Source organism: Streptomyces sp. NPDC004647 (assembly GCF_040609575.1).
Classification (GTDB): domain Bacteria; phylum Actinomycetota; class Actinomycetes; order Streptomycetales; family Streptomycetaceae; genus Streptomyces.
The window spans coordinates 52,270-73,974 of record NZ_JBEXKU010000026.1; the positions used below are offsets into that span (position 1 = coordinate 52,270).

Consider the following 21,705-nt stretch of genomic DNA (forward strand, 5'->3'; position numbering starts at 1 on the left):
CCGAGCTCGTCTCCCTTGACGCACCGTCGCCGTTGGCGATCGTCACGTGATCCTCCGCCGTATTTCATCGCTGTCCATCGCACGTTATGAGGTGGACTCGCGGACACCGGCCATGGTACGTATGACCCTGGACGTTATACGTAAAACTTTGGGTGGACCGGGGGAGAGAGGGGCGAGCGATGGCGGCGGGCTATGCGGAGCTGCTACGGACGCGGCACGCGGCGCGGCTGCTGGCGGGCACGCTCATGGGCCGGTTGCCGAACGCTGTGGCCGCGATCGCCATCGTGCTCTTCGCCCGGTCCGAGGGCGGCAGCTACACCCTCGCCGGGGCCCTCTCGGCCGTCTACGGCCTGTCCACCGCCCTCGGCCAGCCGCTGCTGGGCCGCGCCGTGGACCTCTACGGCCAGCCGCGCGTCATGCTGCCCGCCGCCGTGCTCTCCGCACTCGGCATCGTGCTGTTCACCGTCGTCGGGCTGGAGCCGCTGCCCGTCGCGTACGCGGCCATGCTGGTCGCCGGCATCTTCACCCCGCCGCTGGAAGGCGGTCTGCGCGCCCTGTGGCCCAGTGTCCTGGGACGCGAGGACCGGGTACACGCCGCGTACGCCCTCGACGCCGTGGCGCAGGAAGTGATGTTCACGGTCGGCCCCCTGCTCGTCACCCTCTCCGTCGCCGTCTGGTCGGAGGCCGCCGCGCTGCTGGTGCTCAACGGGATAGGCGTCCTCGGCGCGCTGTCCGTCGTCGTCTCGGAGCCGTCCCGGGCCTGGCGTTCCGCTCCGCGGGAGGCCCATTGGCTCGGCGCGCTGCGCTCGCCCGGCCTCCTCGCGCTGCTCGGCTCGTTCCTCTTCGTCGGCATCGCGCTCGGCTCGATCACGGTCGCCGCCCTCGCCTACTCCGACCAGCTGGGCCGTGACGCGGTCTACGGCGTGCTGATGGCCGCGCTCGGGTTCGGCGCGCTCGTCGGCGGCGTGTTCTACGGAGCCCGGCAGTGGCCGGGGCAGCCGGAACGGCGGCTCCGGATGCTCGTGGCGCTGCTCGCCCTCGGCTACCTGCCACTCGCCCTGACCCCGGGAGTGGCCGGGATGGTCGTCCTGGCCACAGTGTCCGGAGTCTTCCTCGCACCGGCTCTCGCCTGCGCGTTCGTCGTCGTCGACCGCCATGCGCCGCGCGGCACCGTCACCGAGGCGTTCTCCTGGCTGGTGACCACCTTCACGGTCGGTGCATCCGTGGGAACGGCCGCGGCGGGACCGGCCGTAGAGCACAGCGGGAGCGCCGCGGGTTTCGCGGTCGCGGGGGCCGGTGGGCTCGTCGCGCTGCTCGTACTTGTCGCCACCCAGCGGGTCCTCGCAGCTCCCGGACGTGCAACGGATGGTGAAGCGCAGACAGAAAATGATCGAAACGGTGCCCCCGAACCCGGTTTCAGAGCAGGGCATCAGGCGTAATGTTCAGTCATGGACCGCCGCATCTTCGGGCTGGAGAACGAGTACGGCGTCACGTGCACGTTCAGGGGACAGCGCCGACTGTCACCTGACGAAGTGGCGCGCTACCTCTTCCGCCGTGTTGTTTCCTGGGGCCGCAGCAGTAACGTCTTTCTGCGCAATGGCGCCCGCCTCTATCTCGACGTCGGCTCGCACCCGGAATACGCAACTCCCGAGTGCGACAACGTGACCGAGCTGGTCACCCACGACAAGGCGGGCGAGCGCATTCTCGAAGGCCTGCTCGTCGACGCCGAACGCCGCCTGCACGAGGAGGGAATCGCGGGCGACGTCTATCTCTTCAAGAACAACACCGACTCGGCGGGCAACTCCTACGGCTGCCACGAGAACTACCTCGTGGCGCGGCACGGAGAGTTCTCCCGGCTCGCGGACATCCTCATCCCGTTCCTGGTGACCCGCCAGCTGCTGTGCGGCGCGGGCAAGGTGCTGCAGACCCCGCGCGGCGCCGTCTACTGCGTCAGCCAGCGCGCCGAGCACATCTGGGAGGGCGTCAGCTCGGCCACCACCCGCTCCCGGCCCATCATCAACACCCGGGACGAGCCGCACGCCGACGCCGAGCGCTACCGCCGGCTGCATGTCATCGTCGGCGACTCCAACATGTCCGAGACGACCATGCTGCTCAAGGTCGGCGCGACCGATCTCGTACTGCGCATGATCGAGGCGGGCACGGTGATGCGCGATCTCACCCTGGAGAACCCGATCCGGGCCATCCGCGAGGTCAGCCACGACATCACCGGGCAGCGGAAGGTGCGCCTGGCCAGCGGTCGTGAGGCCTCCGCGCTGGAGGTGCAGCAGGAGTACTACGAGAAGGCCGTGGACTTCTGTGAGCGCCGTGGCATCGTCACCGGAACGGTCGAGCGGGTCCTGGAGCTGTGGGGCCGTGCACTCGAAGCCATCCGGGAGGAGGACCTCGACCGGATCGGCACCGAGATCGATTGGGTGATGAAGTACAAGCTCATCGAGCGCTACCGGGCCAAGAACAACATCACCATGTCCCATCCGCGCGTCGCCCAGATAGACCTCGCGTATCACGACATCCACCGTCGCCGCGGGCTCTACTACCTGCTGGAGAAGCGCGGCCAAGCGGCCCGGATCTGCAACGACTTGAAAATCTTCGAGGGAAAGTCGGTGCCGCCGCAGACCACCCGGGCGCGGCTGCGCGGTGACTTCATCCGGCGCGCGCAGGAGCAGCGCCGCGACTTCACCGTCGACTGGGTGCACCTCAAGCTCAATGACCAGGCGCAGCGCACCGTGCTCTGCAAGGACCCTTTCCGATCGGTTGATGACCGGGTGGAGAAGCTGATCGCCGGAATGTGACAGTTCATACGGGGAAGGCTGCGCGCCGGGGCCGGAGGGCTCCGGCGCGTGACCGTGTCAGACGCCACAGTCCTCTTGGTTCCAGGTCGTAGAGTGGCGGGCACTGCCCGCAGACCCCACTAGCGCGAGTTGGACTGATGCTGAAATCTTCCGGGGGACGACCCCCGTACCCCCGTTTCTCCACGAAGAACACCCGCCGCATCGCCGCGGCGCTCGCGGTGCCTGTCCTGCTCTTCGCCGCCGCGTGCGGGTCCGACGACGGCGACTCCGACAACGCCGGGGTCGTCACGGTGGAGGGCAAGGCCGGAGAGAAGCCCGAGATCTCCGTACCCAAGGACGCCAAGGCGCCCGACAAGGTCGTCGTGAACACGATCACCGAGGGCAAGGGCGCGGAGGTGAAGAAGGGCGACTTCATCCGTCTGGACTTCGCCGGGGAGACCATGAAGGGCGGGCAGGACCTCGGCAACACCTGGGCCAAGCGGCCCGGCGCGGACCCGAAGGCACCCCGTACCCAGGTGGTCCAGGAGCTGGGCCAGCCGAGCCAGACTCTGCCGCCCAAGGTGCTCGACGCGCTCGCCGGCAAGAAGGTCGGCGGCCGTGTCGAGGTGGAGGGGACTGCCAAGGCGCTGATCGGCGGGCAGCTGAACCCGCAGTCGGGCATCAAGCCGCAGGACGGCCTCGTCTGGGTGGTCGACATCGCGGCGGCGAAGAAGGTCGACAAGAAGGGCGAGGCGAAGGGTGAGCAGGCCGCGCCCGCGCCCGGGATGCCGGTGGTCAAGGCCCCGTCGCAGAAGCCCGCCGTCATCACCGTCCCCAAGGGTGAGAAGCCGCCGAAGGAGCTCAAGCAGCAGGTCCTGATCAAGGGCGAGGGCCCGAAGATCAAGGCCGGCGAGGGGTTGATCGCCCAGTACACGGGTGTGAAGTGGGAGGACGGCAAGCTGTTCGACTCCTCCTGGAAGCACGGTGGTGCCACCGCGTTCCAGATCGGCACCGGCTCGGTCGTCCAGGGCTGGGACAAGGCCCTCGTCGGCAAGAACGTCGGCGACCGCGTACTGATGGTCATCCCGCCGAAGCTGGGCTACGGCAGTCAGCCGCAGAACCAGCTGGCGAAGAGCACCCTCGTCTTCTCGGTCGACATCATCGGCACTGTGTGATCGTCGCGATCACCGTCTGCGAGACTTGCACCTTCCGACACGATCCATGCGTAGGAGCACTGCAGTGAGTATCGAGAAGCCCGAGATCGACTTCCCGGGCGGCGAGCCCCCGGCCGACCTCGAGATCAAGGACATCTGGGAGGGCGACGGCCCGGTCGCGAAGGCCGGGGACACTGTCGCCGTCCACTACGTGGGCGTGGCCTTCAGCACGGGCGAGGAGTTCGACGCGAGCTGGAACCGGGGCACCCCGCTCCGCTTCCAGCTGGGCGTCGGCCAGGTCATCACCGGCTGGGACCAGGGCGTGCAGGGGATGAAGGTCGGCGGCCGCCGGCAGCTGACCATTCCGGCGCACCTTGCGTACGGCGACCGCGGCGCGGGCGGCCGCATCAAGCCGGGCGAGACGCTGATCTTCGTCTGCGACCTCGTCTCGGTCTGAGACACCTGTAGAGCGTGAGGGCCCATGCCGTCCGGCATGGGCCCTCACGCTCTATGACCCTCTGCCGCGGTGTGCGGCACCGCGCTTCGTTCCGCCGCCTCCGAAGGATGACGCCAGCCCCGGGCAAGGGGCGTCCCCAGAACGGAGGGTCCGGCCTCCTGCGACGGGCCGTGTCCGGTCGGCCGCGCGCCGGTTGGGTCAGGGGCGGCAGGGCTGCTCGCTTTTGCCCCCGGTCCCCGGACCGGTACGGTCATCGGTGCGGAAACACAACCGGAGAGGGCTTCGATGGCCATTGCCAAGGCCGAGCGGCTGATGAATCTGGCGCTGTGCCTGCTCGGGACCGGCCGGCCGCTCAGCAAGCGTGAGCTGCGGGCGTCCATCGAGGCGTACATGGAGGCCGCGAGCGACGACGCCTTCAACCGCATGTTCGAGCGCGACAAGGACGACCTGCGCGAACTCGGCCTCGTCATCGAGACCGTCGAAGGCCTCGACAACGACACCGGCTATCTCGCCCGCCGGGACAGCAACCGCCTCCCGCCCGTCGCTCTCGACGCCGAAGAGGCCGCCGCCCTCGGCCTCGCCGCCAAGGTCTGGCAGCAGGCCCGGCTCGCCGGAGCCGCCAGCGGCGCCCTGCAGAAGCTGCGCGCCGCCGGTATGCCCCTCGCCGAGGACCCGTACGAGGGACACAGCGCCCTCGAACCGCGGATCCCGGCTCATGAGAGCGCCTTCGAACCGCTGATGCTCGCCTGCCGCGACCGCCGCCCCGTCGTCTTCGACTACCGCAAGGCCACGGCGGCCCGCCCCGGGACCCGGCACGTCGAGCCATGGACCCTGGAGTGCTGGCGCGGCCACTGGTACCTGGCGGGCTGGGACCGTGACCGCGGGGCGGAGCGGGTCTTCCGGCTCTCCCGGATCACCGGCAGGGTCCGCTCCCGGGCCGCCGCCTTCACCGCGCCCGTGCCCGATCACGTCACGGTCCGCGAGACCGTCGAGAGCTGGGCGGGAGAGACCGCGACCGGCACCGCCCGCATCCGGCTGCGGGCCGGTGCGGGCTATCCGCTGCGCGCCCGCGCGCTCAGCACCCGCGCGGCGGGCGACGGCTGGGACGAGCTGGAGATCCCGTACGGGCACGGACTCGACGCCTGGCTCGTGGAGTTCGGCCCCGATGTCGTCGTACTGGAACCCACGGAGCTGCGGGCCGACGTAGTGGACCGGCTGCGCGCCGTGGCCAAGGGCTGAAAGGGACGCGGAAGAGAAGCTCATGGCAACCAACGCGATCGACCAGACCCGCCGGATGCTGTCCCTGGTGACCTATCTGCGCGAGCGGCCCGGTGCCCGCGTCGGTGACGTCGCGCGCGCCTTCGGCATCACCGAGGACGAGCTCATCGCCGACCTCGATGTGCTCCCGATGTGCGGCACGAGCTTCCGCGGCGGCGACCTGCTGGACATCGACACCGACGGCGACCGTATCTGGTGGCACAACCCCGACGCCGTCGGCAGCAACTCGGGGGAGCCGCTGCGGCTGGCCGCCGACGAGGCCACCGCCCTGCTGGTCGCCGCCCGCGCCGTCGCCACGCTCCCCGGGCTCCGCGAGGGCGACCGGCAGGCGCTGCTGCGCGCCACCGCCAAGCTGGAGGGGGCGGCGGGCGAGGCCGCCGGCGCCAGCTCCCGGCTCTCGGTGACCTTCGAATCCGAGGGCGGGGTCTTCGCGGAAGTCGACCGGGCGATCTCCGAGCGGCGGCGGCTCTGGCTGCGTTACTACTCGCCCGCGCGCGATGAGCTCACCGACCGCGAGGTGGACCCGATCCGGCTGTTCGCCGTCGGCCACACCTATGTCGAGGCCTGGTGCCGGCTCTCCGAGGCCCGGCGCACCTTCCGGCTCGACCGGGTCGCCGAGATCCGGCTGCTCGACGAGCCCGCCGACCCGCCGCCCATCGAGCTGCGCGACCTGTCCGAAGGGCTGGTCCAGCCCGCGGCCGAGGATCCCGAGGTGGTCGTCGAGGTCGGGCCGGGCGGCCGGTGGGTCGCCGAGTACTACCCGCACGACAGCGCCGAGGAACGGCCCGACGGCGGTCTGCGGATCACGCTGCGCACCCCCGAACCGGCCTCGCTGCGCCGCCTCGCGCTGCGGCTCGGCGGGGACGGCCGCATCGTCTCCCCCCAGGACCTGGCGGACAGCGCACGGCAAGCGGCCCGCGAAGCCCTCGTGGCCTACGGCGAGTGAAGGGAACCCCGGACGGATGGTGCCCACTGCGGTGATCTTCAAAGCCGCCTGCCCGGACTGCCGGGGCCGGTTCGAGCTGGCTTCCGACGCCCTCCGGCTGGCGATCGGCGCCAGCCACCGCACCACCTTCTACTCCTTCACCTGCCCCGACTGCGGAGAGACCGTCCGTAGACCGGCGGGGGAGCGGATCGTGGAGCTGCTGACGGGCGGGGGCGTTCGTACCCTCCGGTTGCACTCGACCTGACCCTCGGCCCCTCCTGGTTACGCCTTCCGTCGACGCCTGCTTGCGCCTCAGCTGATGCCTGCGGCTCACCTGCCCCATGCGCTCCACTAGGCTCACCCCATGCTCTGGCCCATGCTTGCCGCCGCCCTTGCCTTCTGCGGAATCGCCGTCCTCGGCGTACTCGCGATCCGGGTCTGCATCGAAGTGCGGCGCCTGGCGCGTCAGGTCGGGGAGAGCTCCGAGCGGATCACGCGCGCCGCGGAGGACCTCGAGCAGTCCGCCGTCCCGCTCGCCTCGAAGGCCAGGACCCTGCACGGCGACTGAGCAACATGGCCGGTGAACGCCTGGCGAAGCCTGGCGTGAGCTGGTGCGGTCTCCGACTTCACGGGCCCGGACGGTACGCTGCTCCAGTGGCCCACAGAGCGAGGCGCGGGCTGCAACCGGGAGTACGCAGAGGGATTGCCCAGCGTTTACCCCTGCACGTTACGATCGCTGCCAGCACGGCAGTCGGACGGATATGTGTCCGAAGGCCGGCAGCCCCACTCCAGCCGCCTCGGTGAGAAGGTAAACGCTTATGTTCGGAAGGCTCGGCCCCTTCGAGATCGTTCTCATCCTGGTCGTCATCATTCTGCTGTTCGGCGCGAAGAAGCTTCCGGACATGGCCCGTTCCCTGGGCAAGTCGGCCCGGATCCTCAAGAGCGAGGCCAAGGCCATGAAGTCCGAGAGCAACGATGCGGCTCCCGCCGACCCACCCGCGGACCAGACGGGCCAGACCTCGCCACGTACGATCAAGGCCGCTCCCGGGGACGTGACCAGCTCGCGTCCCGTGGCCGAGCCGAACGACCGTACGACACAGCGCTGACCGGAGCCGTTTCCAGGCGGCCGGTGACGGCTCGCCGTACGAGTGAGGATGTGGGTTGCTCAAGTCTGCCCGCAAGCAGGAGAAGGACCCCGAGGGGCGGATGCCTCTCGCGGAGCACCTGCGTGAGCTGCGCAATCGGCTGCTGATGTCGGTTGGGGCGATCTGCCTCGTGACGATCGTCGCGCTGTTCTTCTACAAGGACATCGTCAGCTTCCTTATGCAGCCGGTGCTGGACTCGGTCGGCTGCGACCCCAGCACGAAGATCGATCTGTCGTTGGGCACTGGCGGCAGCTGCGCCGACTTCACGGTGAACGGTCTGCTCTCGCCCTTCACGATCATGCTCAAGGTCGCCTTCATGACCGGCTTGGTCGTATCCACCCCGATCTGGCTCTACCAGCTGTGGGCGTTCCTCGCGCCCGGCCTGCACCGGCACGAGCAGAAGTACTCTCTCTTCTTCGTCGGCGCCGGTGTCCCGCTCTTCGTCGGCGGCGCCTTCTTCGCCTACATGATCCTGCCGACCACCGCCGAAGTCCTGCTGGACTTCACCCCCGCCCCCGCCAAGAACCTGCTGCCGCTCGACGACTTCCTGGACCTGCTGACCCGCATGGTCGTGGTCTTCGGACTCGCCTTCGAACTGCCCCTGCTCCTGGTGCTGCTGAACCTCGGTGGCGTGGTCACCGGCCGGCGGATGCTCAGCTGGTGGCGTGCCATGGTCATGGGCATCACCCTCTTCGGCGCCGTCGCCACCCCCAGCACCGACCCGGTGGGGATGTTCGCCCTGGCAGGACCGGTGACCCTGCTGTACTTCGCGGCCGTCGGTGTCTCCCTGCTCAACGACCGGCGCCGGGCACGCCGCGAAGCCGCGGGGCCCGACGACGACGAAGCCTCCGAACTGGACTTGACCCCGGAGGCCGTCGGCGAGATCGAACCGGTCGCCCCGGGCGGCGCGCTGCCGGAGGGAACGGGTGGTCAGGTGAACGGCAGCCGGCCCCCGCAGAACGGTTTCGACGACGCCACCTGACCTTGTAAGTCCGCGGGTGACCAGCGAGATCACTCTTTTTCGTCAACCCCACCGCCGTCCGTGGGCGGGGCGCGCGTGCCGCGCAGCCCGCGGCGCGGGCGTTGCGGGACGCCGGATTCTCCGTACGGACCGTGCAGCCGCTCCACCCTGCTGCAGGTCTTTCCGCGCGTCTACCAGGGGACACACCTCGGCCACCCCGCGGTCACGGTGCACCGGGCCGCCGGAGCCACCCTCGAAGCGGAGGGGATCACCGGGTACGCGGACGGTGAACCGCTCGGCGCGCTGCCCCTGACCGCCGAGGCCGTGCCCGGGGCGGTACGGGTCCTGGTTCCCGGGCATTAATGATCGCGACCGCTGTCAGAGGCGGCCGGTAGTCTCGTAGACACGATGACCGACGACATGTCCCCTGCTGAGCGCTACAGCGCTGCCCGGATCCGCAATGCCGAGCAGAACACCGCGCTCGCCCCCTTCCGCGAGATGTACGACTTCGAGCTGGATCCGTTCCAGATCGACGCGTGCGAAGCCCTGGAAGCCGGAAAAGGCGTGCTGGTAGCAGCGCCCACCGGCTCCGGAAAGACGATCGTCGGCGAGTTCGCCGTCCATCTGGCCCTCACCCAGGGCCGCAAATGCTTCTACACCACGCCCATCAAGGCCCTGTCGAACCAGAAGTACAACGACCTCGTCCGGCGCTACGGCCCGGAGAAGGTCGGGCTGCTGACCGGCGACAACAGCGTCAACTCCGACGCCCCGGTGATCGTGATGACCACCGAGGTGCTGCGCAACATGCTCTACGCGGGCTCGCAGGCCCTGATCGGGCTCGGATATGTGGTCATGGACGAGGTGCACTACCTCTCCGACCGCTTCCGGGGCGCTGTCTGGGAGGAGGTCATCATCCACCTCCCGGAGTCGGTGACCCTCGTCTCGCTGTCGGCCACGGTCTCCAACGCCGAGGAGTTCGGTGACTGGCTGGACACCGTACGTGGCGACACCGAGGTGATCGTCTCCGAACACCGGCCCGTCCCGCTCTGGCAGCATGTGCTGGCCGGCCGCCGGATGTACGACCTCTTCGAGGAGAAGGACGCCAAGGACGGTGCGCCGGGCGGCGGGAGACGCGAGGTCAACCCCGATCTCGTGCGGCTGGCCCGGATGGAGAACTCCCGGACGTACAACCCGAGGGAACGCCGCCGCGGCAAGATGGTGCGGGAGGCGGACCGCGAGCGCGAGCGCCGTCAGCGCTCCAGAATCTGGACGCCGAGCCGTGTCGAGGTCATCGACCGGCTCGACGCCGAGGGCCTGCTGCCCGCCATCACCTTCATCTTCAGCCGGGCCGGCTGCGAGGCCGCCGTACAGCAGTGCCTGCACGCGGGTCTGCGGCTGAACGACGCGGAGGCGCGCAGCGAGGTCCGGGGCATCGTCGAGGAGCGCACCGCCACGATCCCCGACGAAGACCTCCATGTGCTGGGCTACTTCGAGTGGCTGGAGGGCCTGGAGCGGGGCATCGCCGCGCACCACGCCGGCATGCTGCCCGCCTTCAAGGAGATCGTCGAGGAGCTGTTCGTCCGCGGCCTGGTCAAGGCCGTCTTCGCCACCGAGACGCTGGCCCTGGGCATCAACATGCCCGCGCGGTCGGTGGTGTTGGAGAAGCTGGTCAAGTGGAACGGCGAGCAGCACGCCGACATCACCCCCGGCGAGTACACCCAGCTCACCGGCCGCGCCGGGCGGCGCGGTATCGATGTCGAGGGCCACGCGGTGGTGCTGTGGCAGCGGGCCATGGATCCGACCGCTCTGGCGGGGCTGGCCGGGACGCGCACGTATCCGCTGCGCTCCTCCTTCAAGCCGTCGTACAACATGGCGGTCAATCTGGTCCACCAGTTCGGCCGGCACCGCTCCCGTGAACTGCTGGAGACCTCCTTCGCGCAGTTCCAGGCGGACCGTTCGGTGGTCGGCATCTCCCGCCAGGTGCAGAAGAACGAGGAGGGCCTGGAGGGCTACCTCTCTTCGATGACCTGCCACCTCGGCGACTTCGAGGAGTACGCGCAGCTGCGCCGCAACCTCAAGGACCGGGAGACCGAGCTCGCCAAGCAGGGGGCCGCACAGCGGCGGGCGGCCGCGGCCACCGCCCTGGAGAAGCTCAAGACCGGCGACGTCATCCACGTCCCGACGGGCAAGTTCGCAGGTCTGGCACTGGTGTTGGAGCCGGGGCTGCCGGCGGGACGCGCCAACGGTCACCGCGGCTTCGAGCACCACGACGGCCCGCGGCCGCTGGTTCTCACCGCGGAGCGCCAGGTGAAGCGGCTCGCCCCGATCGACTTCCCGGTGCCGGTCGAGCCGCTGGAGCGGATGCGGGTCCCCAAGTCCTTCAATCCGCGCAGCCCCCAGTCCCGGCGCGACCTCGCGTCCGCGCTGCGCAGCAAGGCCGGGCACATCTCCCCGGAGCGGCACCGCAAGCAGCGCTCGGCGGCGGCCGACGACCGTGAGATCGCCCGGCTGCGCGCGGAGATCCGCGCGCATCCGTGTCACGGCTGCGACCAGCGCGAGGACCACGCCCGGTGGGCCGAGCGCCATCAGCGGCTGCAGCGCGACACCCGGCAGTTGGAGCGGCGCATCGAGGGCCGTACGAACACCATCGCCCGGACCTTCGACCGGGTGTACGCGCTGCTGTCCGACCTCGGCTATCTGCGCGGGGACGAGGTCACCGAGGACGGACGACGGCTGGCCCGGCTCTACGGCGAGCTGGACCTGCTCGCCTCGGAGTGCCTGCGTGAGGGTGTCTGGGACGCGCTGAAGCCGGCCGAGCTGGCGGCCTGCGCGTCGGCGCTGGTCTATGAGGCCAGGGCCGCCGACGACGCGCTGCCCCCGAAGCTGCCGACCGGCAATGCCAAACAGGCGCTTGCCGAAATGGTCCGTATCTGGGGCCGGTTGGACGCCAAGGAGGAGGAGCACCGGATCAACCAGACGGAGGGCGTCGGACAGCGCGAGCCGGATCTGGGCTTCGCCTGGGCGGCGTACCGCTGGGCGTCCGGGCACGGGCTGGACGAGGTGCTGCGTGAGGCGGAGATGCCCGCCGGAGACTTCGTGCGCTGGTGCAAGCAGGTTATCGATGTGCTCGGGCAGATCGCCGAGGCCGCCCCGGACGGCAGCCCGGTCCGGAAGAACGCCCGGCGGGCGGTCGACGGACTGCTGCGCGGGGTGGTCGCCTACTCCTCGGTGGGCTGAGCGGCCCTGGTGGTGGGCCGAGCCCGGGCACAGAGCCGGGGCTCGGCGGCGGTGTCCGGAACACCGGCCGGCTGCGCGGTGGAATCGCCGGGGCGGACTGCGCGTGGAATCGCCGGGGCCGTCATCCGGTCAAGGCTGCGTGGATGCCGCCGCCCGGCACACGCCGCTCGAGGCCCGGCGCCTGCCGCTCGCGTCCGGCGGTCCGTAGGAGGTGACGGCCCCTCCCCTTAGGGGAGCGATCTCCGGGATACATCTGCGAGATGACAACCGCTCAGCCGCTGTCATGCCTCGGTCTGACACCACAACCAGCGCGTGGAGTGATTCGGCGAACACCTCCCATCTCGTAGTTTCTTGATCGATACAGCAGCGATCAGGAAGACAGGGATACATGTACGGCAAGGCCTTCGCCCCCGAGTACCAAGGCGCCCTCGGCTCCTCCCTCTCCGTCAACTCCTCGTACGAGGAAGTGCTGGCCCGAGCGAGCGAGGAACAGCGCCAGTCGGTGCTGGAGTACGCGCGGGCCGGGCTCGCCGTCGCCGAGGCGAACCGGCGTCTCGGACGGGTGGCCGACGCCGAGCAGGCCTGGCGGGAGAGTTATCGAGCCGCCCGGCGGGCCGGCGACAAGGGAGCGATGGCCTGGGCACTGTGGAGCGGCGGGACACTGGCCCGCCAGTGCGGCAGGCTCGCTCTCGCCCGGCGCTGGCTGGCGGCGGCAGCCGAGTTGGCCGAACAGGGCGGCGACAGGACGGCCCGCGGCTACTCGGTCGCCGGGCTGGCCGAAACCGGCCGGATCCAGGGCGACTACGCGGCGGTCGGCGAGCTGCACGAGCAACTGCTCGCGGAGGCCCGGGAGTACGGCGAGGCCCGCCACATGGTGTGGGCGCTCGAGGGCATCGCGCAGATGCACCGCAACACCGGCTCGTACGACGAGGCGCTGGCGATGTTCCGGGAGGCGGCGGAGATCGCCGGCAATGCGGACGACGCCCGCGGCCGTGCCTGGGCGCTGCGCGGCATAGCCGACGTGCTGTCCCTCCAAGGTCGTCCGGAGCGCGCACTGGAGCTGCTCACCGAGGCCGAGGGCGTCTGCAGGGCGATGGATCTGTCGAGCGCGCTGGCGTACAACCACAAGATGCAGGGCAACGTGCTGTTCCGCGCCGGTCGTTACGAGCAGGCCCGTGAGGTCTACGCGGGCGCACTGTGCGAGTTCCGGGCGATCCAAGAGCTGCGGGGCGAGGCGCTGTCCCGGCTCGGGCTCGTCAAGGCCCGGGCCCGGCTGGGGCGTTCGGCCACGGAGACCCTGGCCGAACTCGAGGAACTGCACCGTACGTTCGACCGGATCGGGCTCCTCCATGCCCGGAGCAGCGTCGAGAAGTTCCGCGCCGAGATGGAGAATCCGGCCCACGCCGTGTGAAAGCCCGGACGTGGCCGGACAGTCTTCACGATCCCGCGACTCCCCGACCTCGTGAGGAGCAGCCGGAGAAGCATCGGCTCCGGGTGACCGGGGAAGTGGTTGTGGTCCGGCTGCCGGGCGTGGCAGGTTGGTCGGCGCCGCGCCGACCCGTCCGGCAGACAGGAGCCGCCGTGTCACTCGGAGACAGAGTGAGAGGTGGCCGCGCCGGAGTGCGCGCGGGTGCGGTGGCCGTCGCGGTCGGCGCCGCCGCGGCGGTGGCTCTGTGGGTCTCCGACTCCGCTCCCGAGTGGCTCGCCCCGGCCCTGAGCGCGGTGGTCACCGCCGCCTTGGTGGAGGAGACCGTCCGCCGGCAGCGGCGGATCCCCCGCGGCGACCCCCTCGACTTCCACGTCACCATCTCGGACGCCAGTTATGTCTACGTGCCCGCTGGAACCGGCGAGCCGCAGCGCACCGTTCCGGTGAGCGGGCACACCGTACGGCTGCACGTCATGGCACCGGACCGGACCGTCGTCCTGGCCGGGCTCCGGGCTGTGGTACTCGAACGGCGGCCTCCTCGGGGGGAGTTGTCGCCGCATGCCGGGGTGATGCCCGTCCGCGCCTACACCGTGCTGCTCGATGAGGACCCGCCCCGGCTGGAGCCGCGCGGCCCCGACACCCCGCCCGCGTTCTCGTACAAGGTCGGCCCGGACGATCCCGAGACGTTCGAGCTGCGGGCCGAGACCGCGCGCTGGCACGTGACGTGGGTGCTGGAGCTGGACTGGGTGTGCGACCGGCGCTCCGGCACCACGAGAGTGGACATCGCGGGGCATCCGTTCCGAACGGTGGCCCGGCCACCGCGCGGCCTGAGTTGGGAGGACGAGGCATGAGATGGCGGCGTCGGCGTGCGGCGAACCGGGGGCGGGAGCGGGGATCGGACCACGGCCGTGCCCGGGACGACGAGACCTTCGCGGCACGGGTCAGCGCGCTCAGCCACGTCTCCGTCGTCCTCGCCCCGAGCACCACCGTGGGCCCCGAACCCTTACTCATCCCCGTCACCGGCCACAACGTGTACCTCGACCTGGCGGCCCACGGTGCTGTGGACGCCGTCCTGCACGGCTTGCGCGCCGAGGTGGTCCGCCGCGGCCCGCTGAAGCCCGACGGAGTGAACCTGTTGCCCCAGCCCGGCCCCGGAATCTCCTACTCCGAGGACTTGGCGGAGGCACGCCGACGCGGTCTGGAACGCTACCGGCCCATGGAGATCCCGGACGCGGAGGTGTTCCTGGACGAGACTCCGCCGCTCGTGCGCGCCGCTCTCGACAAGCACGGCGAGCCCGTGCGGCCGGTGTTCCGGCTTCCTCTGCGGGTCGCCGCCGGCACCACCGTACGGATCGTGCTCGCCCCGCTCACCGACGAACGCGGACTCATCGACTGGCGGCTGACCGCCGACGTCGTCTGCGGCAGCCACCGTGCCTCTCCCGACTGGGACCTCCGGGTGACCGCGGAGACCACCATGCGTACCTTCCATCCGGACGGCCGTGAACCGGAGGCCACCCCGGTGCACGTGCTGGCCCCGCACTGGAAACCCGAGTGCCCGCCGAGCGGTTCCGTCAGGCCGTGATGCCCCAGGAGCTCACCCGGAGGAGGCGGCAGAGACGGCGGCAGTGGCTTCCTGCTCCTTCTCCACCTGCTGGTTCCACTCGCGCTTGGACGCCTGCCAGCCGTCCTCGTCGTGCCCGCTCCGCCAGTACCCGGAGATCGACAGCCGTTCCCGCGGCACCTCCCGCTCGATCCGCAGATGGCGTCGGAGTTCCTTCGCGAAGCCCGCCTCGCCGTGTACGAAGGCCTGCACGTCGCCCTCCGGGAAGTCCAGGGAACGCAACGCCGGTACGAGCGCGGTGCCGGCCGGCGCCGCGCCCCGGTGCAGCCAGACGATCTCCGCGCCCGCCGGTACGGCCAGCTCCTGTTCCTCCTCCGGCGCGGCCACCTCCACAAAGGCGCGGACGGTCGCGTTCGCGGCCCGCGGCTCCGGAGCCTGCCCGCACAGCCGCTCCAGAGCGGCGGCGATGGCCGGCAGAGCGCTCTCGTCGCCGGCGAGCAGGTGCCAGTCCGCCGCGGGGTCCGGGGCGTAGTCGCCACCGGGCCCCAGGAACAGGACCTCTTCGCCGGGCCGCACCCGCGCGGCCCAGGGTCCGGCGACCCCTGCGTCACCGTGGATCACGAAGTCCACGGCGAGCTCGCGCGCCTGCGGGTCCCAGCTGCGCACGGTGTACGTCCGGGTCCGCGGCCACTGGTCGCGCGGCATGTCGCGGCGGACCGCCTCGATGTCGAACGGCTCGGGGTAGGCCACCCCCTCGACCGGGAAGAGCAGCTTGATGTAGTGGTCCGTGTGCTCGCCCGCGTCGAAGCCGTCCAGGCCCGAGCCGCCCAGCACCACGCGCACCATGTGCGGCGTGAGCCGCTGGGTCCGCACCACCTCGGCACGGTTGAGCTTCGGCTTTCTGCGTACGGGACGATCTGCCACTGCGGCCTCCCCTGCCTCGCTGAGTTAGGTATGCCTAACCTAACAGATCAGCTTCGAAGCGTGGAGATCAACCGCTCCAGCGACCCGCCGAGACCCCACCGGGCGGCGAGCGCGTCAAGGCCGGCCGGTTCGCGCGGAGTGCGGGGCAGCGCCGGGTCGAAGTCCGGCAGCGGTACGTCCGAGGCGACGCGTACCACCTTCGGCGCTACGGCGAGGTAGTCACGCGCCTCGTGCAGCCGCTTGCGCTGGGTGGGGGTCAGCTTCGAGAACGGCTCGTCGGCGGCGGCCAGGATCCCGGCCAGGTCGCCGTACGCGGCGAGGAGCTTGGCCGCGGTCTTCTCGCCGATGCCGGGGACGCCCGGCAGGCCGTCGCTCGGGTCGCCGCGCAGCAGCGCCAGATCCGCGTACCCCGCGCCGTCCACGCCGTACTTCTCGCGCAGCCACGCCTCGTCCACCCTCTGGTGGGTGCCGACGCCCTTGACGGGATAGAGGACGCGCACCCCGCGCACGTCGTCGACCAGCTGAAAGAGATCGCGGTCACCGGTGACGATGTCGACCGGGCCGGACGCGCGGCCGGTCAGTGTGCCGATCACGTCGTCCGCCTCGTACGACGGCGCGCCCACCCGGGCGATCCCGATCGCGTCCAGTACGTCCTCGATCACCGGAACCTGCGGGGAGAGGGTGTCGGGAACCTCCTCGATGTCGGAGCCCTCCGGCACCTCCTCCGCGACGCGGTGCGCCTTGTACGTGGGGATCAGCTCGACCCGCCAGTGCGGGCGCCAGTCGGCGTCCATGCAGGCGACCAGGTCGTCGGGGCGGTGGTCCTGGACGAGCCGGGCGATGAAGTCCAGCAGCCCGCGCACCGCGTTGACCGGTGTGCCGTCGGGCGCTCTGACCGAATCCGGTACCCCGAAGTAGGCGCGGAAGTAGAGGGAGGCGGTGTCGAGAAGCATCAGGCGTCGGGTCACACCCAGATGATGCCCTACCGGCCGCCGCACATCGTCGGGAAGACAATACGGACGATGTGTCATGTGAGAACGGCGCCGGTGAACGTCCGACAGTTGCGCATGGTGCCTCCGCGGGGGTTTGCGTCGAGCAGCGCCGGGGACCCGACACCCGGAGTGGACCAGCCGCGATTTCAACGACGAGGGCGCACACCGCCTTCCGACACGGAGTCTGGAACCCAGCATGAGCCACGCCCCCCGCCACCTCGGACGGTTGGCGGGGCTTCTCGCCGTCCTGCTGGTCCTCACCGGGGCCGGGCTCGCCGTGCTCCGCCCCGCGGACGCCGCCCTCCGGCCCAGCGACGCCGACCGGGGTGCGCTCCGCGGCCTCGTCGAGGAGGTGACCGCCGCCCGCGGCCACCGCTACGGCGCCGTCGACGGCACGGGCCGCCGCATGGACGCGGCCAAGATTGTCCAGGCCGCCGACGGCCGGTACCTGGCCGTCTACCACTCACGTCTCGGCGACGGCCGCTTCCACGCAGCCGTCGCCACCTCCCAGGACCTGCTGCACTGGCACCGGCGGCACGACTTCGGCCCCGGCAGCTCCCAGCCGACCCTCGCACAGGGCCCCGACGGCGGCTTCGTCCTCGCCTGGGAGCAGGACCCGTACAACCACTTCGCCGTACGGCACTACCCGGGCGCCGCCGCCCTGTTGGCCGGGCGTGCCGACCGGTCGCACGACGCCCCGCGGACTCTCTCCAGCTGCTCCGAGGGCACCCCCGCCATCAGCGAGATCCGTGGCCCCCGGGCGGCCGTCGTCGAACTCACCGGCCACTACCGGGCCGACTGCGGCACCGACCGCGAACTGCGCGCCACCCTCTCCGGCTTCACCACCTGGCAGACCCGCCCCGACCGCCGCCTGGACACGGCCCTGCTCGCCCACGGCACCGGCGGCAACATCGGCGACCGCGACCTCCTCCACTACCGCGGCAGCGCCTTGCTGCTGATCGAAGGCCAGCGCCGCGAGGGGGACTTCGGCAGCTGGGGCACCTATGTCTACGACCCGGCCGCGGGCGGCGCCGACCGGGCGCGGATCCGTACCCACGCCGGAAGCACCGCTTTCGCCAACCCCTCCGCCACGCTGCTCACCGCTCCCGACGGCCGCCCGTCGCTGCTCGTCAGCGTCTTCATACCGCGCGAGGGAGCTGCCCCGGGCGAGACGGGGCAGCTCCTCTACTACGTCACCCTGTGAGCGTCCCGCGCACCTGACGGGCCGCCGCGGTCATGTGCTCCAGAGCTGCCGCGACCTCCTCGGGGGAGCGGGTCTTCAGCCCGCAGTCCGGGTTGACCCACAGCCGCTCGGCCGGGACCGCCGCCAGCGCCTGCCGCAGCAGGTCCGCGATCTCCCCGGTCGAGGGGACCCGCGGCGAGTGGATGTCGTACACCCCCGGACCCACCTCGCGCGGGTAGCCGGCCTCGGCCAGTTCGCCGGCGATGCCCATCCGGGACCGTGCCGCCTCCAGGCTGATGACGTCGGCGTCCAGTTCCTCGATGCCGGACAGGATCTCGCCGAACTCCGCGTAGCACATATGGGTGTGCACCTGGGTGTCGGCCCGCACCCCGGCGGTGGTGAGCCGGAACGCCTCGGTGGCCCACTCCAGATATCCGGGCCGGGCGGCCCGGCGCAGCGGCAGCAGTTCGCGCAGCGCGGGTTCGTCGACCTGGATGACGGAGGTGCCCGCGGCCTCCAGGTCGGCGATCTCGTCGCGCAGGGCGAGCGCCACCTGCCGGGCGGTTTCGGCGAGCGGCTGGTCGTCGCGGACGAAGGACCACGCGAGCATGGTGACCGGCCCGGTGAGCATGCCCTTGACCGGACGCTCCGTCAGGGACTGGGCGTAGCGGATCCAGTCCACCGTCATGGGCGCGGGCCGGGACACGTCCCCGGCGAGGACCGGGGGCCGGACGTAGCGGGTGCCGTAGGACTGGACCCAGCCGTGCCGGGTGGCCAGGAAGCCGTCCAACTGCTCGGCGAAGTACTGCACCATGTCGTTGCGTTCGGGTTCGCCGTGCACCAGTACGTCCAGGCCGGCCTTCTCCTGGAAGCCGATCACATCCCGGATCTCCTGGGCGATCCGCTCCCGGTAGCCGTCCTCGCTGAGCCGCCCGGAGCGCAGCCCTGCCCGGGCGGCGCGCAGTTCGGCGGTCTGCGGGAAGGAGCCGATGGTGGTCGTGGGAAGCGGCGGCAGGGCGAGCCGGGCGCGCTGGGCGGCCGTCCGCCGCTCGTACGGCTGCGGGCGCCGGGTGTCGGCGTCCGTGACGGCGGCGCTCCTGGCCCGTACGGCGGGGTCCTTGGTGAGGGCGGAGCCCTCGCGGGAGGCGAGCGCGGCGCGGGCCGCGGCGAACTGCGGGGCGACGGCCTCCCGGCCCTCGTCCAGGGCGCGGGCGAGCACCGAGATCTCGGCCGTCTTCTGCCGGGCGAAGGACAGCCAGCGGGTCACCTGAGGGTCGAGGTGGCGCTCGGCGGCGGCGTCCAGCGGTACGTGCAGCAGCGAGCACGAGGGCGCGGGGTCGACCCGCTCGGCAAGACCCAGGAGGGTGGCGAGCGTGCCCAGTGCCTTCTCCAGGTCGGTGGCCCAGATATTGCGGCCGTCGACGACACCGGCGACGAGGCGGCGGCCGGGCAGTCCGCCGTTGGCTGCGAGCGCGGCGAGATTCGCCGCGGCCGGTCCGGTGAAGTCCAGGGCCAGGCCCTCGACAGGCGAGCCGACGAGCACCGGCAGCGCCTCGCCGAGCGCGTCGAAGTACGAGGCGACGAGCAGCTTGGGCCGCCCGGGTACGGCGCACAGGTCGCGGTAGGCGCGCGCGGTGGCGCCGAGTACCGAGCCCGGCTGGTCCTGTACGAGTACGGGCTCGTCCAGCTGCACCCACCCGGCGCCTGCCTCGGCCAGATCCGCCAGCAGCGACGCGTACACCGGAAGCAGCCGGTCCAGCAGGGTCAGCGGCTCGAATCCGGCGTCCGCGTCCGGGCCCGGCTTGGACAGCATCAGGAAGCTGACCGGGCCGAGCAGCACCGGCCGGGCGGTGTGCCCTTCCTCCCTGGCCTCGATGAACTCGCCGGTCTGCTTGCGCGAGTCGGCGGTGAAGACGGTGTCCTGGCTCAACTCGGGGACGAGATAGTGGTAGTTGGTGTCGAACCACTTGGTCATCTCCAGCGGCGGCACCTCCGAGGTGCCGCGGGCCATGGCGAAGTACGTGTCCAGCTCGCCGAGCCCGGCGGCCCGGTGCCGGGCCGGAACGGCTCCGACGGCCCAGGCGGTGTCCAGCACATGGTCGTAGAGGGAGAAGTCGCCGGTGGGGATCTCGTCGATGCCCGCGTCCCGGAGCTCCTGCCGGGCGGCGGCGCGCAACGCGGCTGCCGTGCACAGCAGTTCGTCCTCGGTGGCCCGCCCGGACCAGTAGCCCTCGACGGCCTTCTTCAGTTCCCGGTCGGGCCCCTGCCGCGGGTAGCCGTGCAGGGTGGCCCGCACGCGTGCGGTGTTCGCATCGGTCACGGAACTCTCCTTCGCGAGTTCTTGAGCGACCTCGGGAAGGCGGATGGGGGACAGGCCCATGACGCCCTGCCACCGCCGACCCGCCCTCGAGGTCCCGGTTCGCCGCACCCCATGGCCGGGGCGCGGGCAGTGGCAGGTCTTCGGACTCGCGGGCGCGCCTTCCCCATGACGAGGTACGGCACCTACTGGCCGTCGCTTCCCGGACGTCTGGCGTCCAGTGCTGATGACGGCGGTCGTTCCCACTCACCGCTGCGGGGCAGTCCCGGATTTTCACCGGGTTCCCTCTTGCGACGCTCCCGCCTGGCGGGCGGGGCGAACCAGCTGCACGGCCAGCGTACCGCCGCACCACGGACCCGGGATCAGCCGCTCGGAATACGAACGGGATGCCGGCCGGGATGCGTACGGGTGCCGGCCGGTCCGGCGCCGTAGGGTCGCCGGTATGCGCGTCGTCTCGCTCGTCCCCTCGCTCACCGAGGCCGTGGCCGTCACCGCGCCCGGGCTGCTGGTCGCCGCGACCGACTGGTGCAGCCATCCGTCGGATCTCGACGTCGTACGGGTCCGGGGCACCAAGAACCCGGACGTGCCCGCGATCGTCGCCCTCGCTCCGGACCTGGTGATCGCCAACGAGGAGGAGAACCGGGAAGGCGATCTGGCCGCGCTGCGGGACGCGGGGCTGGATGTCCTGGTCACCGAAGTCCGCACCCTGGAGCAGGCGTTCGCGGAGCTGGAGCGGGTCCTGGTCGACGGCTGCGGGCTGGCCCGGCCCGGCTGGCTGGCGGAGGCGGAGGCCGCCTGGCGGGACGTACGGGCTCCGTCCGAACGCCGGACCGCGATCGTGCCGGTCTGGAGGCGGCCGTGGATGGTGCTCGGCCGGGACACCTTCGCGGGCGATTTGCTGGCCCGGCTCGGCGTCGAGAATGCGTACGCCGGGCACGCCGACCGCTACCCGCGCATTCCGCTCGAGGAGCTGTCCGCGGCGGGGGCCGATCTCGCCGTTCTCCCCGACGAGCCCTACCGCTTCACCGTGGACGACGGTCCGGAGGCGTTCCCCGAGCTGCCGTCGGCGCTGGTCAGCGGCCGCCATCTGACCTGGTACGGACCGTCGTTGGCCGAAGCGCCCGCGGTGCTCGGCGCGGCGCTGCGGGCAGCTCGCGGCTGAGCGGCCGCGCACGTGGGGTACGGCCGGCGGGCTGCCGGCGCAGGACAGCAGGACAGCAGGACAGCAGGACAGCAGGACAGCGGGACGGCAGGACGGCGGGACGGCGGGACGGCGGGACGGTGGGGCAGCGGAACAGCGGGACAGCAGGACGGCAGAGTGACGCGGGCGGATCCGTTGGTCACCCGGTGCCGGAT

The 21,705-nt window shown here is 71.2% G+C and carries 19 protein-coding genes, 1 pseudogene and 1 riboswitch; of the genes and pseudogenes, 17 read left to right on the top strand and 3 right to left on the bottom strand.

The window, feature by feature from the left end; translation table 11 throughout:
- Positions 1-179 precede the first annotated feature (179 nt).
- From ABZW18_RS14185 to ABZW18_RS14255, 15 genes and pseudogenes are all read left to right on the top strand, one after another.
- Positions 180-1,439 carry an MFS transporter gene (locus ABZW18_RS14185; protein WP_356186746.1) on the top strand — a complete coding sequence of 420 codons (1,260 nt, stop codon included), beginning with the start codon at positions 180-182 and terminating at the stop codon, positions 1,437-1,439.
- A 9-nt stretch (positions 1,440-1,448) separates the two neighbouring features.
- Complete coding sequence (gene pafA / locus ABZW18_RS14190; RefSeq protein WP_356186749.1) at positions 1,449-2,810, top strand: Pup--protein ligase; 1,362 nt, start codon at positions 1,449-1,451, stop codon at positions 2,808-2,810.
- A gap of 137 nt (positions 2,811-2,947) precedes the next feature.
- Complete coding sequence (locus tag ABZW18_RS14195) at positions 2,948-3,964, top strand: FKBP-type peptidyl-prolyl cis-trans isomerase (protein WP_356186750.1); 1,017 nt, start codon at positions 2,948-2,950, stop codon at positions 3,962-3,964.
- Positions 3,965-4,028: 64 nt separating this feature from the next.
- The gene (locus ABZW18_RS14200; protein WP_356186751.1) at positions 4,029-4,400 is read left to right on the top strand and encodes an FKBP-type peptidyl-prolyl cis-trans isomerase; all 372 of its coding nucleotides are present in this window, start codon (positions 4,029-4,031) and stop codon (positions 4,398-4,400) included.
- Between the two features lie 285 nt (positions 4,401-4,685).
- Entirely contained in the window at positions 4,686-5,639 is a 954-nt protein-coding gene (locus ABZW18_RS14205; protein ID WP_356186753.1) for a WYL domain-containing protein, read from the top strand.
- A gap of 22 nt (positions 5,640-5,661) precedes the next feature.
- On the top strand, positions 5,662-6,624 hold the full coding sequence (locus ABZW18_RS14210) for a WYL domain-containing protein (RefSeq protein WP_356186755.1): 963 nt from the start codon (positions 5,662-5,664) through the stop codon (positions 6,622-6,624).
- Between the two features lie 16 nt (positions 6,625-6,640).
- A complete protein-coding gene (locus tag ABZW18_RS14215) occupies positions 6,641-6,868 on the top strand; it encodes a hypothetical protein (RefSeq protein WP_356186758.1) in 228 nt (75 codons plus the stop codon).
- A 99-nt stretch (positions 6,869-6,967) separates the two neighbouring features.
- Complete coding sequence (locus tag ABZW18_RS14220) at positions 6,968-7,171, top strand: hypothetical protein (RefSeq protein WP_356186760.1); 204 nt, start codon at positions 6,968-6,970, stop codon at positions 7,169-7,171.
- 250 nt (positions 7,172-7,421) lie between these two features.
- Entirely contained in the window at positions 7,422-7,709 is a 288-nt protein-coding gene (tatA, locus tag ABZW18_RS14225; RefSeq protein ID WP_356186762.1) for a Sec-independent protein translocase subunit TatA, read from the top strand.
- A gap of 55 nt (positions 7,710-7,764) precedes the next feature.
- Entirely contained in the window at positions 7,765-8,730 is a 966-nt protein-coding gene (gene tatC, locus ABZW18_RS14230; protein ID WP_356186765.1) for a twin-arginine translocase subunit TatC, read from the top strand.
- 126 nt (positions 8,731-8,856) lie between these two features.
- Positions 8,857-9,072 (top strand): annotated as a pseudogene (locus ABZW18_RS14235) (sphingosine kinase); the annotation flags it as partial.
- A gap of 45 nt (positions 9,073-9,117) precedes the next feature.
- Positions 9,118-11,946, top strand: coding sequence for a DEAD/DEAH box helicase (locus tag ABZW18_RS14240; protein WP_356186768.1), 2,829 nt, complete (start codon positions 9,118-9,120; stop codon positions 11,944-11,946).
- Positions 11,947-12,334: 388 nt separating this feature from the next.
- Entirely contained in the window at positions 12,335-13,357 is a 1,023-nt protein-coding gene (locus ABZW18_RS14245) for a tetratricopeptide repeat protein (protein ID WP_356186771.1), read from the top strand.
- A 170-nt stretch (positions 13,358-13,527) separates the two neighbouring features.
- On the top strand, positions 13,528-14,223 hold the full coding sequence (locus ABZW18_RS14250; RefSeq protein WP_356186773.1) for a hypothetical protein: 696 nt from the start codon (positions 13,528-13,530) through the stop codon (positions 14,221-14,223).
- The gene (locus ABZW18_RS14255) at positions 14,220-14,954 is read left to right on the top strand and encodes a hypothetical protein (RefSeq protein ID WP_356186776.1); all 735 of its coding nucleotides are present in this window, start codon (positions 14,220-14,222) and stop codon (positions 14,952-14,954) included. The genes ABZW18_RS14250 and ABZW18_RS14255 overlap by 4 nt, the downstream gene beginning before the upstream one ends.
- 12 nt (positions 14,955-14,966) lie before the next feature.
- Here the strand turns inward: ABZW18_RS14255 and ABZW18_RS14260 are convergent, their stop codons facing one another.
- The gene (locus ABZW18_RS14260) at positions 14,967-15,857 is read right to left on the bottom strand and encodes a siderophore-interacting protein (protein ID WP_356186779.1); all 891 of its coding nucleotides are present in this window, start codon (positions 15,855-15,857) and stop codon (positions 14,967-14,969) included.
- A gap of 47 nt (positions 15,858-15,904) precedes the next feature.
- Positions 15,905-16,810 carry a 5'-3' exonuclease gene (locus ABZW18_RS14265; protein WP_356186823.1) on the bottom strand — a complete coding sequence of 302 codons (906 nt, stop codon included), beginning with the start codon at positions 16,808-16,810 and terminating at the stop codon, positions 15,905-15,907.
- A gap of 235 nt (positions 16,811-17,045) precedes the next feature.
- Here ABZW18_RS14265 and ABZW18_RS14270 point away from each other — a divergent pair, with 235 nt between their 5' ends.
- Positions 17,046-18,053: a hypothetical protein gene (locus ABZW18_RS14270; protein ID WP_356186782.1), complete on the top strand. Its 1,008-nt coding sequence runs from the start codon at positions 17,046-17,048 to the stop codon at positions 18,051-18,053.
- Here the strand turns inward: ABZW18_RS14270 and metE are convergent.
- On the bottom strand, positions 18,043-20,352 hold the full coding sequence (gene metE, locus ABZW18_RS14275; protein ID WP_356186785.1) for a 5-methyltetrahydropteroyltriglutamate--homocysteine S-methyltransferase: 2,310 nt from the start codon (positions 20,350-20,352) through the stop codon (positions 18,043-18,045). The two genes, ABZW18_RS14270 and metE, sit on opposite strands and share 11 nt — an antisense overlap.
- A 134-nt stretch (positions 20,353-20,486) precedes the next feature.
- Positions 20,487-20,639, bottom strand: a riboswitch (cobalamin riboswitch).
- A 152-nt stretch (positions 20,640-20,791) separates the two neighbouring features.
- On the opposite strand from metE, the gene ABZW18_RS14280 reads away from it, so the two are divergent.
- Positions 20,792-21,511, top strand: coding sequence for a helical backbone metal receptor (locus tag ABZW18_RS14280; RefSeq protein WP_356186788.1), 720 nt, complete (start codon positions 20,792-20,794; stop codon positions 21,509-21,511).
- Positions 21,512-21,705 lie beyond the last annotated feature (194 nt).